Source organism: Shewanella sp. VK101 (assembly GCF_056497865.1).
The window spans coordinates 3,435,113-3,448,791 of the sequence record NZ_CM151402.1 but is presented as its reverse complement, the minus strand read 5'-3'; the positions used below and the strand labels follow the sequence as shown (position 1 = coordinate 3,448,791).

Sequence of the window (13,679 nt, the reverse complement as noted above, 5' to 3'; positions counted from 1 at the left end):
GGGATGCAAATAATGGCAATCACTCGTGAAAACCTGAAAATTTTTAAACCCGAATTGCTGGGCGATAGTGCCGATGCCGGTGGTCAACGTACTAAAAACCCGGTTGTCAGTGGTGAGTTAAACGAGTTATTCAAAGCAATTTCAGATATTGACCACGCTGTGAGTGCCGTGGATATCGTTAAGTGCTTTCCTGCGCTCGATACGCAAGGGGCTGAAACTCTTTTGGATGGACACATCTTTATTTCGCAGCCACCGAGTGATCCGCTAGTCAGTTGGTTGATTGCTGAGTCTGATTCACTTGATGATGAATCGCGCATGACTGATATGGTCGATATTCTTGAGTCCAGCGTGCGTGCCGGTCAACTGATCCGAGGCGGTTTGATTGGCCTACTCGCGGGGCAAGACTCATTTCCACGAGCTTATCTTCAGTCTATGTATCGCTATAACGATCGTGATTACTGGGCCAATGTCACCTTTATGCAAGGACAGGTTGTTTGTATTTCGGTGGAGTATGAAGGTAATGAAGATGCCCGTTATCCGCGCTTTGAACACTTCTGTGAAATAAAACAAACTGTGACGGGGGGACAACAAGGGCAAGTGGAGTTTTCACCACCGATCCCTTATGACACACCAGATGCTGATTTGTCGATAAACGGCGAAAAAGGCTGCACTAAACTGCGGCTGACCTCGCAGAATGCCGACATTAAATATCATGGTGTGACTATGCTCACTGAGCAAAACAACAGTACCCTGCTACGGGTAAAAAATACGCGTTCAGAGCTGTTGCCTAAAGTGAAACAAAAGGCGGTAAGTGCAGGCAATACCATTACCAGCGATGATAATGCGGATGTAGCCAGTGGGTTGATTTATAAAAGCATCACCATTCCCAGCCAAAGTGATAAAACGACTTATCTCTACAGCGTGCCGGATCTGTTGGTTGCCCCATATTTTGAAAATCATGGTGTGCAAAACATCAAGGTGATCGGTCGTTACTATTATTTGGGGACACTGGATGTAACTGGCTCAACCGTTACGGTGGTTTATCCGCATGGTGGAACTAGCGGCCAGACCATTGGTATTAGTTGGTATTCATCGCTGCGGTACGGCATTTATCGCAATGACACTGCATTGCCAGTAGGCAAGAAACTCACTAAAGGATCGGTGTTTGCTACAGCGACGTTTACTGACAGTAACTATGGCACATCGACACTCTCTGAATTTGAAGGGGGAGAACTGCGTGAAAGCAACGGTCAAGTGCTGGCCAAGGTGGACTACCTCACCGGTGAAGTCATTAAATTTACCGATGCCCGTGGTGATTTTAGCATTAGTTATGATGCGATTATTGAAGATGCCGCCGTTAGCGATAACAGTGTGACATTCCCGCTGCCGCAAACCACACCAATCCTAGATACTTTCTATGTCACTGTACCCTCAGCTGATGGCAACACCCTGTTTAGTGCCAGTGCCGACAGTAATGGCAATATTAGCGGGACGGGGATCAGTGGCAGTATTGATGCTGGTGAGGTTAGTTTGTCATTTACCCAAGCAGTGGATCTGACATCACTGCGCTATGACATTAGCGAAACGGTCACGCTCAACCCGCCTCCCGAGCTTTATGGCCTCAATCCGTTGAGACTCAAAAACGGTGGCATTGTCGATATTTTCAATGCTTGGACGCCGATCACTATTGAACACACTCAAATACAGGGCATAAGTAGCCCGGCACCAGGGCAAACGTTCAATACACGCAGTAATGCTCGTTTTGTTGATATCACCGATGCAACAGGAGCCAGCTTGTGGACGATAGACAATGCCCATTACAGCCACGACACAACAACAGGTGTTGTCACAATTAACAGCGATTTTAACGGTTTTACAGCCCCGTTTGTGTTAACTGACAGCATCGGTGAAGAGGCATTGGTCACTGATGTTGGTGATAACACGCTGCAGTTGGCCTCAGAACTAGAAGGTACTTATCCCGTTGGGGCAATTGTGGCCAGCGTCCAAAGCCTTGGCAACCTTCAAGCGAGGGTTGGGCCTGTACGAGACATGACTGCTTGGACCAATAATTGGGAGCAAGACGGCACGAATGCCACGGGTAGTTTGAATGTAGTGGATTACCCAATCGAAGTGAACAATGCCGATGCTACCAACGAAGACTGGGTGCTGATTTTTTCCAGTGCCACGACCTTTAGGTGTGTTGGTCGCAGGGTGGGGCAAATAGCTACCGGCGACACTCTCAACGATTTTTTACCTATCAACCCGCGTACACAGCAACCCTATTTTGCTATTCGCTCAGGGGCTTTTGGCGGTGGCTGGAATGTTGGCGAAGCTATCCGCTTCGCGACTTATGCGGCTTCAAAACCCGTTATGTTGCTACGTTCAGTCGCCAGCGGCCACAGCCAAATATCTACCGACCGGGCAGTGATTGCCTTCCGGGGTAATGAATCATAAGAGGAATACAATATGAGTTTACCAGTAACGGTTTACCGCTGGGACGATCCCGGAGCACCTCAGCTGCAAAATAGAACTTATGCTGAATGGCTTGAGATCCTTCGCAAGTGCTTGGTTGATGGATATGGCACCAAGCAGCCTGCAGGGTGGAGCGTTATTTTGGACGATGCCGCAAATAATTACATGATTTTCAAAACTGCTGATAATGCGCCTGGTTATCCTGGTGGTTGCATGTGGTTGTCGTCAAGGTACAAGGATGGCCGCAATAGTGAAAATATGCAGGTAAGAACAGCTCCGGCAATATCATCGTCCAATCCTGATTGGGCTTCTGTTCCGGGTGTCAGTTACCTTTTTTCTTGGGGTGGGTCTTATGCTACAAAGTGGATCGTTATTGCCACTGCCGTTTCGTTTTACATCCTGACCAGCTCAGACTTTAAGCCGATAATGGCGCAGGGCACCTATGAGCATCCAGCATTCGGCATAGGGAGTATTGACAGCTTTTACGTCAATGATGTTAACGGATTCGGGGTTCTTACTTATCATCAGAATTCAGACAACCTTACTTCTTCATGGCAGTTTGGGCTTGGTTACACCAACAATACTTCAATTATTGGAAGATTTGGCCAGGTAACAGGTGAAGATACCAGAAAAGATCATGAGGCAGCCCTGTTTTTTCCTGGTACACAATCTCTTAATACAACGCACAATGGTGAGGGTTCGCCAAACCCAATATACTCGAAAATGGCCATAGTCATTGACGCATATAGTGCATCAAGTACCAGCGAAACATACAAGGACTCAGAGGGAGTATTATTCAAAGATAGTTTGTTGCAGCCTCAAGTAAGGGGGCAGTTCCCCGGGATATTGGTGAGTTCATCGGCTGCATATTCTGATGCTATTTTCCCGGTCACCAAAGTGATTAATGGGGCTGAGCACTATTTGGTTCCGAACCCACATAACGGAGCTTGCCAATACTGGATTAATGCGGAGTCATGGTATGAGTAAAGTGCTTGTAGCGTCACCAGATAAGACTCTCCCCCGCAACATGTCGAAACTGACCATTGTTAACGCCGATGCCGCGGCAGAGAGATACATGGTTATTGACCGTGATACATGCAAGGTATTGCGGGTAGGGGTGTTTGGCAGTTCCCATGACAGAACGCTGATATTTGCTCCAAGATACCAGCACACAAACTCTGTGATATTGATGATACTGGATGATGACAAGCAATATGCTGCCGAGGTTATTGACGGCATAAAGCTGGAGGCTACTGACGCTAATATTCCAGTAGTGTAAGGATGACCGATGAGATTCAGCAAAGCATGGATCGAGCTTCAATCGCCGGTATCTCCAAAATTCGATAATGGCGGGGTAACCATCGTATTCAGCCGACCATGGCAGAATGTTGTTTCTCCGATTCAGATTCAATTTGGTGTCGATATTAAGCCTCAGCCCAAGCCTATGTTGTTGGGAATGGAGTTGAGTGTGAACTGGTCGGCGGCGCAGTTTATTGCTCAGCAAATGACGCTTAATGAGCATGCAACTAACATCGGTACTCATGAAGCCAGCCTTTGGCACGGTGAGGTTCATCGGGATAATGTTACTGTTTCAGGTCATACAGGGCCAGCCGTGCAAAGGTGTGTTAATCAACAGTGGGTGGTTAAAACTACAGTCATGCGTTGCTCATCAGTGCGTTGGTCACTACCGCATTTGCATCGCCGTGACATAGTACCCGCTTGGTTTACTGGAGCGACTCTGCGCGAGCAAGCTGGTGTTAGCTGGCGTAATCGCAAAGTCATGCGTGCCAGTGCGTTGCAACCATTCTCACAAGGCAGCCCACGACAGCAAAATCATCGTTTCTCATGGCAGGGACAAGCAACTTGTAACCGGCATCATGTTAAGTGGGGTTTTCCTGCACCTCGCTGGATTTGCTCAGATGCTTACCAACCACCTGAGCCGGGGCCGATTGTCATCAGCTTCAATAAACCTTGGCAGAATAACCAATCCCCCGTTAGTTTAAATTTCAAGCAAAACCCTAACTATTGCTATTGGGATGATGGCGGGGGGCTGATCGATGCCCACCCAACATTACCACCGCTTGATTTCAACGTGCCGATTGAACCACAAATTCGCAGGAGTTATCTCATGACCCCACAAATAGCCTGTGTGCGACTTAGTGACAACAGTTCGATTGTTCTGCGCTCAATCTCAATGCAGCATTCTCGCAATCAATGGGCACCGAGTTGCACCTTGGTCTTTTCATCCAGAGGGGATGCCGAACGTGCCGAAGGTGAGACTATCAAAGTCAGCATTAATGGCTATGACTTCTATTTCATTGTGGAAGCGCTTAGTTCAAGTCGTTCTTTTGGCAATACCAGTTACGGTGCCTCCGGTCGCGGTTTATTGGCTGAACTGGCGGCACCATATAAAAAATCTATCAACTACGTTAACCAAACAGACCGTAGCTTTATGGGTTTGGCCTCAGATATTGTCGCAAATACAGGCTGGACGGTTGCCACTTCAATGACCGATTTTACCGTGCCAGCCATGGCATGGAGCTATTCAGCGAAAACGCCAGCGGAAGCGCTCAATACTATGGCTGTGGCGATCGGAGCCATGCTAAGAGTTGATGCGGAAAGCCGAACTATTAACTTTGTGCCTAAGTGGCCAGTTTCTCCTTGGAATACAGCGTCAAGCACGCCAGATGTGGCATTGCATGACGGGGTGATTTTGGAACATAGCGAACGGCATGAGATGAGAACGATGGCCAATGCGGTGCTGGTACGCGGTGAACAGATAGGCGTAGCGGTTAAAGTTAAGCGTACCGGCAGTGCGGGTGATGAGTTTGCAAGCGATGTACTCGAAAAGCTCATTACTGATCCTCAAGCTGCTCGTATGCGTGGCAGTCACGAACTGGCAGAGGTGGGCGATAAAAAGCAAACCCAGTTGCGAACTAAACTGATGGTCGATTTACCACCGATTACACCTGGTATGTTGGTTGGAGTTACCGTTGATGGAAAAACGTATAAGGCTACATGTGATGCTTGGCAATTAAACGCCCAGACGAATAACCAAGGTCAAACGGTCGTTAATCAGAGTTTAACGCTACTGAGGAATGCACTATGAGTAATATCTATGAGCGTTTAAACCAACTTAATCCTCGTCCACAAAGAGCCGTTGCCACTGTGGTATCTGTCGCCAATGGCATGACGACAGTTAGGCATGCCGACGGCAGTTATCAGTCTGTGCTCGGCGATAGTGTCACCAGTGGCCAAGTATATATAGTTGATGGACAAGTGCAGGGTGCCGCCGCTAATTTGCCATACAGCGAGATAGAAGTTTAAATCACGAGCAACAGATAGTTTAAAGGCCCATTAAGGGCCTTTATATTTTTCTCATTTAGACGAATCCGTTTCTCATTTCGGTCGGCGCGCTACACTTACTACAGCTATAGCGGCTTATTCATCTTCTGCCGGTGGCACATAGCCTTCAATCTGTACTTCCTGACCTTCGAACAGGAAGGCGACCATCTGCTCTTCCAGCAGTTTGCGATCATCGACATTCATCATGTTCAGTTTCTTTTCGTTGATCAGCATGGTCTGTTTTTTCTGCCACAGGCCCCAGGCCTCTTTGCTGATGTTGTCGAAAATGCGCTTGCCGAGTTCGCCGGGATACAGTTGGAAATCCAGGCCATCGGCTTCTTTCTTGAGATAGACGCAGTTAACTGTGCGTGCCATGTTTACTCCTTGGTCAGACTCGGTTCCAGGCTGGCCAATACCCGCTCTGTTGCAGCGGCCAGTCCCACCCGGGAAGGTTGGTTTAAGTTATACCAGAGACAGGGTTTGGGTTCCATTACCCTGTCTTTACTCTGGGCGCTGTGACCTTGGTCCAGCAGCATGTCTGTGGCTACTTTGCTCTTTAGCCGCAGCAGCATAGGCTGGGCGTCCAGGTGAAAGTGGCTGAAGGTGTGACGAAAACCGGGTAGCTCTGTGATGCTGTGCTCTGCAAGCCCCAAGGCTTTGGCGGCTTGCAGCAGGTTTTGTCTGTTGCTGAACTCGGGGAAACACCAGAGGCCGCCCCAGATCCCGGCGGGTGGCCTTTGCTGCAGCAAGATCTCGCCATTGTGTTCCAGCACCAGTAGCCAGGCTTCTTTGGCCGGAATCGCCTTCTTCGGTTTCTTGCCGGGGAATTCGCCCTGGCGCCCCATTAGCTGCGCCTTGCAGTCGCGGGCGACCGGGCACTGGTCACAGGCGGGGCGGGAGCGGGTGCATATGGTGGCACCTATATCCATCATCGCCTGGTTGTATTTTTGGATCTCGGCCTTGGGCGTGAGTGCTTCAGTCAGCTGCCAGAGTTGGTTTTCCACATCCTTTTGCCCGGGCCAACCTTCTATGGCGCCGTGGCGGGCGAGTACCCGTTTGACGTTGCCATCCAATATGGGGTGATGTTGCCCCAAAGACAGCGACAGTACCGCCCCTGCGGTTGAGCGGCCAATGCCCGGCAGTGCCAGTACCGAGTCAAAGTCGGTTGGAAACTCGCCTTGGAACTCATCACGCACCTTGATGGCGGCCTTGTGCAGGTTACGGGCGCGGGCGTAATAGCCCAAACCTGTCCACAGATGCAGCACTTCGTCCGTGTCGGCATTGGCCAAGCTGACGACATCGGGGAAACGGGCAATGAATTTTTGGAAGTAGGGGATAACAGTCGCGACCTGGGTCTGCTGCAACATGATTTCAGAAATCCATACTTTGTATGGGGTCTTTTGCTGTTGCCATGGCAGAGTCTTGCGACCATTCAAGTCGTACCATTTTATGATACGTTCTGCGAAAGAGGCTGTTTTGTTCATCGGCGCAGTGTAGCCGCAGCCAAGGGGCGAAACAAGGAGATTGATCCCCCCAAATGATTGACTTATTTCGTTCTTGTGGATTGTTGGTATACTTTTTCAGCATCAGGGCTTGCACTGTATGGTGAACTTTGGATAATGCCCTTCTTTTTTCAAACCTCTCTAGGGGCAAAAATGAGCGAAGTCACAACGGCCGAGTTTAACGAAGAAGGCAAGTATCTGCGCAAAGTAAGAAGCTTTGTGCTGCGTGAGGGTCGCCTCACCAAGGGCCAGGCCCAGGCCATAGAAGCGCATTGGGGCAGCATGGGGCTGGATTATTCCCCCGAGCCGCTGGATCTGAACGCCGTTTTTGCCCGTGAGGCAGACACAGTGCTGGAGATAGGTTTTGGTATGGGTGCCTCACTGGTGACCATGGCCAAGGAAGCCCCCGAGCTTAACTTTATCGGTATCGAAGTGCACAAGCCAGGTGTGGGCGCCTGTCTTGCCGATGCCGGCGAAGCCGGAGTCACCAATCTGAGAGTATTCCATCACGATGCCATGGAAGTGCTGGAGCACGCCATTGCCGATAATTCTCTGGCGCGGCTGCAGCTGTTTTTCCCCGACCCATGGCACAAGAAACGCCACCACAAGCGCCGCATAGTGCAGCCGGCCTTTGCCAAGTTGGTGCGCCGTAAACTGAAAATTGGCGGTGTGTTCCACATGGCTACCGATTGGGAAAACTACAGCGAACATATGCTGGAAGTGATGAATGCCGCCCCCGGCTATCGTAACCTTTCCAGCGATGGCACTGTAGTGCCACGCCCGGATTATCGTCCGTTGACCAAGTTCGAGGCCCGCGGCCAGCGCCTGGGTCACGGTGTTTGGGATCTGATGTTCGAACGTACAGAGTAATTACACCTGAGGGAGAAGCAGTATGGCTATTCGCAGTCGTCGTTTGCGCAAGAAATTGCGTGTTGATGAATTCCAGGAGTTGGGATTTGACGTTAGTTGGCGTTTTGCCGACTCTGTGTTGGAGGAACAGATAGATCCCCTGGTCGACCGTTTTATTGATGAAGTCATAGAACCTAGAGGCTTGGGCTTCCACGGTGGCGGTCACAGAGAGTGGGAAGGCATTATTGCCACCCAAAGAATTGGCAAGTGCACCGAAGATGACAGAAGCGCAGTCAAGGCATTCTGGGAAGCTCAGCCAATCAGCGAGTTGGAAATCACTGAGCTGTACGACATTTGGTGGAGTTAATCCCGGACGAGGCCTTGCTTGAGCAGGTGCTCGACAGGGTTCGCCCTCTGATTGGCCAGGGTAAGGTGGCGGATTATATTCCGGCCCTTGCCCAGGTCAATGCCAACAAGCTGGGGATTGCCGTCACCATGGCCGACGGCACCACAGTGGGGGCAGGGGATTATTTAGAGCCTTTTTCCATTCAAAGTATTTCCAAAGTGTTCAGCCTGACACTGGCGCTGACACTCTATGAAGAAAGCGAAATCTGGAGCCGGGTAGGCAAAGAGCCGTCGGGTCACTCATTTAATTCTCTGGTGCAGGTGGAGTTGGAGCGCGGCATTCCCCGTAATCCCTTTATCAATGCCGGTGCGCTGGTCATAGCCGACTTGCTGCAGAGCCGCCTCGGAGCGCCCAAGCACAGAATGCTGGAAGTGGTTCGCCGTTTGGCGGGTAATCCACATATCTGTTACGACAAGGTGGTGGCCGATTCCGAGTATCAGCACAGTGCCCGCAACGCCGCTATTGCCTATCTGATGAAGTCCTTCGGTAACTTCAACAATGATGTGGATACTGTGCTGCGAAGCTATTTCCATTACTGCGCCTTGAAAATGAGCTGCGCCGATCTTTCCCGGGCCATGATGTATCTGGTCCAAGGCGGTAAGGCATTGGATGGCAAAGAGCTGATATCACGGCTGCAGAGCCGCAGACTCAATGCGCTCCTGGCCACATCCGGGCTTTATGATGGCGCCGGTGAGTTTGCCTACCGGGTCGGCATGCCGGGCAAGAGTGGTGTCGGTGGTGGCATAATCGCTGTGATCCCCGGTGACATGTCCATCTGTGTCTGGTCGCCAGAGCTTGACCGCAGCGGCAACTCACTCGCTGGTACGGCAGCGCTGGAGCAACTCAGGCTGGCCGTTGGCCGCTCAATCTTCTGATCCCAAAGGCAGCATTCCGCTGCCTTTGTTTTTTACGCCATACCATAGTTTTCAGCCTAAAGTTGCACATTAGGCGCTTGCCGGGTTTCCGGCCACTATGTAGCCCATCACCTGCGGTGCGGATAGGCAGGAAGCCTGAATGCAGTGAAGGACAGGACGTCCGAGAACGGCCTCGGCCTCGCCATCCCTGGCTCGGAAGGTGACAGTTCCACCTGTGCCTGGGAAATAGGCGTATATCTGTGGGTATATAAGCAATTTCAAGCAACGCTATGATTGCAGAGTTGCACCAAATTCCCCTCGGTGTCGCCGAAAGCCGTTGGCGCAAATAACGTGGCTGAGGCATGGATGCCGAAGCAGCGCCAGTCGAATCAGGGATGAGCGTCTGAAGCGGTAGTTATTTGCGCCATTAGGCCGAGGGGCTTTCGACACCGTGTGGGGCGGCAAGGGAGATCCAAGAGGGGATTGCTGTTGATCCCTTCTTGGTCGGGTGTGGGGCGAAGCTCCACGACTTTAGGCTGCTGGCACAGCGGCTATCATAGCTTTTAGCTAAAAGTTACTAATTAGTATTGGCAGGGCCTCCGGCGACGGATGTTTCTTATTGCCTGCCGCAGGCTTATGCACAGGCGATCCTGTGACTCGGCGTTAATACGTCCTTGTAGCCTCGACGAAAACATCTGACCTACAGGGACGTAGGAAATGCCGAATTTGTCTGGAACAAAATTCGGCCCTGTTTTCGACGGTCACAGTTCCGCCTGTGCCTGGAATTAGGCGTATATCTGCAGCTGAATACGACACTTTGGGCTGAGGAATTGCACCGACTCCCCCTCGGTGTCGCCGAAAGCCGTTGGCGCAAATAACATAGCTGAGGCATGGATGCCGAAGCAGCGCCAGTCGAATCAGGGATGAGCGTCTGAAGCGGTAGTTATTTGCGCCATTAGGCCGAGGGGCTTTCGACACCGTGTGGGGCGGCAAGGGAGATCCAAGAGGGGATTGCTGTTGATCCCTTCTTGGTCGGGTGTGGGGCGAAGCTCCACGACTTTAGGCTGCTGGCACAGCGGCTATCATAGCTTTTAGCTAAAAGTTACTAATTAGTATTGGCAGGGCCTCCGGCGACGGATGTTTCTCATTGCCTGCCGCAGGCTTATGCACAGGCGATCCTGTGACTCGCTGCAAGTACATCCCTGTAAGCTCTGCCTCGCCATCCCTGGCTCGGAAGGTCACAGTTCCGCCTGTGCCTGAAAATGAGGTGTATGTCTGCGGGCATATAGGTCGCTTCAAACAAGTTAGCTCTTACAGAATTGCACCGACTCCCCTTCGGAGCCGCCGCTGGCGTTGTTGCAAATTGGCGTAGCCGAGACAGGGATGTCGAGGCTCGAAGGTCGAGCAAGGATGCGAGTCCTGAGTGTAGCCAATTTGTTTCATAAGCCAGCGGGGATTTCGGCTACGTCGGGGTGTCCTTGGGGATGCAAGGGGCTTTGGACAAGCAAAGCCTCTTGCTCGGTGTGGTGTGGAACACCACGACTTTAGGCTGCTGGCGCAGCGGCTATTATGGCTTTTAATCCCGAATGCAGTGAAGAAAAGGAACTGTCTTGGCCATCCAGAGTGTTCCCTGTTAAACCTTTCTTTGGTTTCTTGTGTCTTATTCATCATAACGGCTACAAGTTGGTAAAATTTGCCACTCCTAGATGGTGGATTTTCATATTCTGCTGCCTTACTTGATATTAATTCTTTTAGTATCAGTTGATTATAACTTTGGCACAAAGTCTGCTTTATTCTGAGCCATAAGCGGTAACCAAGTTTACTCGGCAGATTAAAACGAGAGGGAAGACAGAATGAAACAAGCGATTGGTGGAATATCTTTGGTGTGTGCACTGTTTGCGGCGGCGCCTGCTATGGCGATCAACTTTGAGCCAAGAGATGAGCAATGCGAGATGTCACTCAACTACGACATCTCACTGGAACCCAAGAAGCTGAGTGTCAGTAATCAAGGGAAAGAATACTATCGAATTGAGCCGGGCCGCCTCTACGTGGAAGGTGAAGAAGTGGCCTTGAATGCCGAGCAGAGCAAACTTGTCAACGAGTACTCGGATGCCATGGCTCAGCAGTTACCCGAAGTTATCTCTTTGGTGGAAGATGCCGTCACCATGGCGAGCGAGGCCGTGAGCATGGCTCTGACACCACTCTTGGGTGATGCCGCCGGTGCCAAGTTGGATGAAACCATGGACAGTCTGCAACTGAGAGTCTATGAAGTGGCTCATCGCAATGGTGACCAGTACTTCCTCGGGGCCACTGAAGAGTCGCTGGAAAACGCTTTTGGTGATGAGTTTTCCAAAGAGATAGAGCAACTGGTACAGCAGTCGCTAGGCAGTTTGATGATGGCCATGGGTAGCGCGATGATGTCAGGTGAGGGCGAAACCTTTGATGAGAAGATCAATGCCTTCAGCCAAAAGATGGAAAAGATGGGCAAGGATATTGAAGTGCAAATGGAGTCCCGCGCCCAGGAGATGGAGCAGAGAGCCGACGCGCTTTGCGACAACTTCCAACGTTTGGTGGTGTTTGAAGACAAGTTACGCAAACAGATCCCTGAGCTGGGCGAATTCCAGGTACTGTCCGGCAAGGTTGAACTGCAGCAATAAGATTTAAGCTGGTGATTCCCCCTGTATCTTCCCCTCCCTTGATACAGGGGTTTTTTATTGGTTGTCTGTTGATTATGCCATCAATGCGGCGGTTTTTTTGGCTCAAGGCTATCCTTGGGTTAGAGTCAATAAGAAAGAATTGGTATACTTCGCAAAAATAATAAAACTGACACCCAAGTCAGGACTCAGTGACTCTACCCAGTGCGCTTTCCAAAACCCGGCAGCCCACACCCCAATTTGGGGTCTTGACGGTGAGGCCCGTCGCTTTTCCAGGAAAGCTTTTACCAGTGTTGTAAACGGCTTAAGGCGACTTTCATGTTAGAACTGTTAGAACCTATCGCTATTTTCACTCATGTCGCCCGTGCCGGCAGCTTCAGTGCCGCGGCGCGCAGGCTTGGAATATCCAAATCCAAGGTCAGTACCCAGGTTGCCGATCTTGAACATAAACTCGGGATCCAGTTGATCCAGCGAACAACCCGTAGCTTAAGCCTCACCGAAGCCGGTAATCTGCTGTATGTGCAGGGGGAAGAACTGCTCCGGAATGCGGATCAGGCGGTGGCCAGTGTGCACAACCTCAATGATGCCACCCGAGGCGTGCTCAAGGTAGGGATCTCCCAGTCGTTCGGCACCATGCATATTATTCCGGCACTGCCCGAGTTTATGACTCGTCACCCGGATCTCGAGCTGCAGGTGAGCCTGTTGGACCATAAGGTTGATGTGGTCAGTGAAGGCCTGGATCTGCTGCTGACCATGTCAGAGCAACTGCCTCTGGGTATGGTGGCCCGCCCGCTGATGAAGTGTCAGTTCCTGCTGGTGGCATCCCCCGGGTATGTTGCGGCCCACGGTATGCCGGCCCGTCCGGAGCAGCTGGTGGAGCACAACTGTTTGGTTTACCACGGTGAATGGCATGAGCACAGCGTCTGGCAATTCAAGAAGGGCGATGACTACTGTGAGATAGGGGTTTCGGGTAATTTCAGAGTCGACAATGCGCCGGCGCTCAAGTCTGCCGCTGTCAGTGGGCTTGGGGTGGTTTATCTCGCCAGTTATCTGCTGGAAGATGAAATAGAAAAAGGCACTCTGGTTCCTCTACTTCCCGATTGGCAATTGACCCATCATCTGCCGCTGCAGGCGGTTTATCCAAGACGTAAACACTTGGCTCCCAAGGTGAGTGCCTTTATCGAGTTCATTAAGGATCACATAGGTACACCACCCTATTGGGACAAAAAATACGCAGATCTGTTTGCCCTGCGCCAGGAAAAATAAAGAAATATCGTTCTTATAATAGAACAATGAAAAACACTCAAGTTCCGCTTGGGTGTTTTTTGTTTTTATATCATATGGATATTGATATTTTGTTGGTTTTTTTATCGCTTTATTGTTTAGTGAATCCTAAAGGTTTTTAATAATCTTGTTGCAGTCTGTTCTGAAATCAATACAATGGTTGCAGTTGATTCGGGTGGAACCAACATACGGGTGTGCCGCGGGACAGACCCCTCCTGCTGTAGACTGCTTGGTTCAACACAGAGTGTTAAGCCCTTATCAATGCCGACCCAGGTTTTCGAACTAAAACAATGTCGGCCTTAAAACCATCATC

The 13,679-nt window shown here is 50.7% G+C and carries 12 protein-coding genes; 10 read left to right on the top strand and 2 right to left on the bottom strand.

Annotation, left to right across the window (positions count from 1 at the left end; genetic code table 11):
* The first annotated feature begins 12 nt into the window (after positions 1-12).
* From ACSHSR_RS15355 to ACSHSR_RS15335, 5 genes are read left to right on the top strand one after another with little or no spacing between them, the layout of a single operon-like run.
* A complete protein-coding gene (locus ACSHSR_RS15355; RefSeq protein ID WP_208136757.1) occupies positions 13-2,454 on the top strand; it encodes a hypothetical protein in 2,442 nt (813 codons plus the stop codon).
* Positions 2,455-2,466: 12 nt separating this feature from the next.
* A complete protein-coding gene (locus ACSHSR_RS15350) occupies positions 2,467-3,459 on the top strand; it encodes a hypothetical protein (RefSeq protein ID WP_208136758.1) in 993 nt (330 codons plus the stop codon).
* Positions 3,452-3,751 carry a hypothetical protein gene (locus ACSHSR_RS15345; protein ID WP_208136759.1) on the top strand — a complete coding sequence of 100 codons (300 nt, stop codon included), beginning with the start codon at positions 3,452-3,454 and terminating at the stop codon, positions 3,749-3,751. Before ACSHSR_RS15350 ends, ACSHSR_RS15345 begins: the two co-directional genes overlap by 8 nt.
* A 9-nt stretch (positions 3,752-3,760) precedes the next feature.
* On the top strand, positions 3,761-5,581 hold the full coding sequence (locus ACSHSR_RS15340; RefSeq protein WP_479630889.1) for a hypothetical protein: 1,821 nt from the start codon (positions 3,761-3,763) through the stop codon (positions 5,579-5,581).
* Positions 5,578-5,799 (top strand): hypothetical protein, encoded by a 222-nt coding sequence (locus ACSHSR_RS15335; protein ID WP_123115947.1) that lies wholly within the window; start codon positions 5,578-5,580, stop codon positions 5,797-5,799. Before ACSHSR_RS15340 ends, ACSHSR_RS15335 begins: the two co-directional genes overlap by 4 nt.
* A 114-nt stretch (positions 5,800-5,913) precedes the next feature.
* Here ACSHSR_RS15335 and ACSHSR_RS15330 read toward each other — a convergent pair whose 3' ends face one another.
* Both ACSHSR_RS15330 and mutY read right to left on the bottom strand, forming a co-directional pair.
* Positions 5,914-6,192 carry an oxidative damage protection protein gene (locus tag ACSHSR_RS15330; protein WP_039034915.1) on the bottom strand — a complete coding sequence of 93 codons (279 nt, stop codon included), beginning with the start codon at positions 6,190-6,192 and terminating at the stop codon, positions 5,914-5,916.
* A gap of 2 nt (positions 6,193-6,194) precedes the next feature.
* Positions 6,195-7,301: an A/G-specific adenine glycosylase gene (gene mutY, locus ACSHSR_RS15325; RefSeq protein WP_117200433.1), complete on the bottom strand. Its 1,107-nt coding sequence runs from the start codon at positions 7,299-7,301 to the stop codon at positions 6,195-6,197.
* A gap of 171 nt (positions 7,302-7,472) precedes the next feature.
* Between mutY and trmB the strand changes: the two genes are divergently transcribed.
* The 5 genes from trmB to ACSHSR_RS15300 all read left to right on the top strand — a co-directional run bounded on the left by trmB (position 7,473) and on the right by ACSHSR_RS15300 (position 13,348).
* Positions 7,473-8,189, top strand: coding sequence for a tRNA (guanosine(46)-N7)-methyltransferase TrmB (trmB, locus tag ACSHSR_RS15320; RefSeq protein ID WP_117200434.1), 717 nt, complete (start codon positions 7,473-7,475; stop codon positions 8,187-8,189).
* A 22-nt stretch (positions 8,190-8,211) separates the two neighbouring features.
* Positions 8,212-8,535 (top strand): YggL family protein, encoded by a 324-nt coding sequence (locus tag ACSHSR_RS15315; RefSeq protein WP_208165809.1) that lies wholly within the window; start codon positions 8,212-8,214, stop codon positions 8,533-8,535.
* Positions 8,535-9,449: a glutaminase B gene (glsB, locus tag ACSHSR_RS15310; protein ID WP_144135714.1), complete on the top strand. Its 915-nt coding sequence runs from the start codon at positions 8,535-8,537 to the stop codon at positions 9,447-9,449. The genes ACSHSR_RS15315 and glsB overlap by 1 nt, the downstream gene beginning before the upstream one ends.
* 1,832 nt (positions 9,450-11,281) lie before the next feature.
* Positions 11,282-12,085: a YggN family protein gene (locus tag ACSHSR_RS15305; protein ID WP_479630888.1), complete on the top strand. Its 804-nt coding sequence runs from the start codon at positions 11,282-11,284 to the stop codon at positions 12,083-12,085.
* 315 nt (positions 12,086-12,400) lie between these two features.
* Complete coding sequence (locus ACSHSR_RS15300; protein WP_335900739.1) at positions 12,401-13,348, top strand: LysR family transcriptional regulator; 948 nt, start codon at positions 12,401-12,403, stop codon at positions 13,346-13,348.
* Positions 13,349-13,679 lie beyond the last annotated feature (331 nt).

Excerpts from the sequence above, each read along its gene's own strand:
- mutY (WP_117200433.1), bottom strand. The coding sequence starts at position 7,301 with ATGAACAAAACAGCCTCTTTCGCAGAACGTATCATAAAATGGTACGAC.
- ACSHSR_RS15345 (WP_208136759.1), top strand. The coding sequence starts at position 3,452 with ATGAGTAAAGTGCTTGTAGCGTCACCAGATAAGACTCTCCCCCGCAAC.
- ACSHSR_RS15330 (WP_039034915.1), bottom strand. The coding sequence starts at position 6,192 with ATGGCACGCACAGTTAACTGCGTCTATCTCAAGAAAGAAGCCGATGGC.
- ACSHSR_RS15355 (WP_208136757.1), top strand. The coding sequence starts at position 13 with ATGGCAATCACTCGTGAAAACCTGAAAATTTTTAAACCCGAATTGCTG.
- ACSHSR_RS15335 (WP_123115947.1), top strand. The coding sequence starts at position 5,578 with ATGAGTAATATCTATGAGCGTTTAAACCAACTTAATCCTCGTCCACAA.
- ACSHSR_RS15305 (WP_479630888.1), top strand. The coding sequence starts at position 11,282 with ATGAAACAAGCGATTGGTGGAATATCTTTGGTGTGTGCACTGTTTGCG.
- ACSHSR_RS15350 (WP_208136758.1), top strand. The coding sequence starts at position 2,467 with ATGAGTTTACCAGTAACGGTTTACCGCTGGGACGATCCCGGAGCACCT.
- ACSHSR_RS15340 (WP_479630889.1), top strand. The coding sequence starts at position 3,761 with ATGAGATTCAGCAAAGCATGGATCGAGCTTCAATCGCCGGTATCTCCA.
- ACSHSR_RS15315 (WP_208165809.1), top strand. The coding sequence starts at position 8,212 with ATGGCTATTCGCAGTCGTCGTTTGCGCAAGAAATTGCGTGTTGATGAA.
- ACSHSR_RS15300 (WP_335900739.1), top strand. The coding sequence starts at position 12,401 with ATGTTAGAACTGTTAGAACCTATCGCTATTTTCACTCATGTCGCCCGT.
- trmB (WP_117200434.1), top strand. The coding sequence starts at position 7,473 with ATGAGCGAAGTCACAACGGCCGAGTTTAACGAAGAAGGCAAGTATCTG.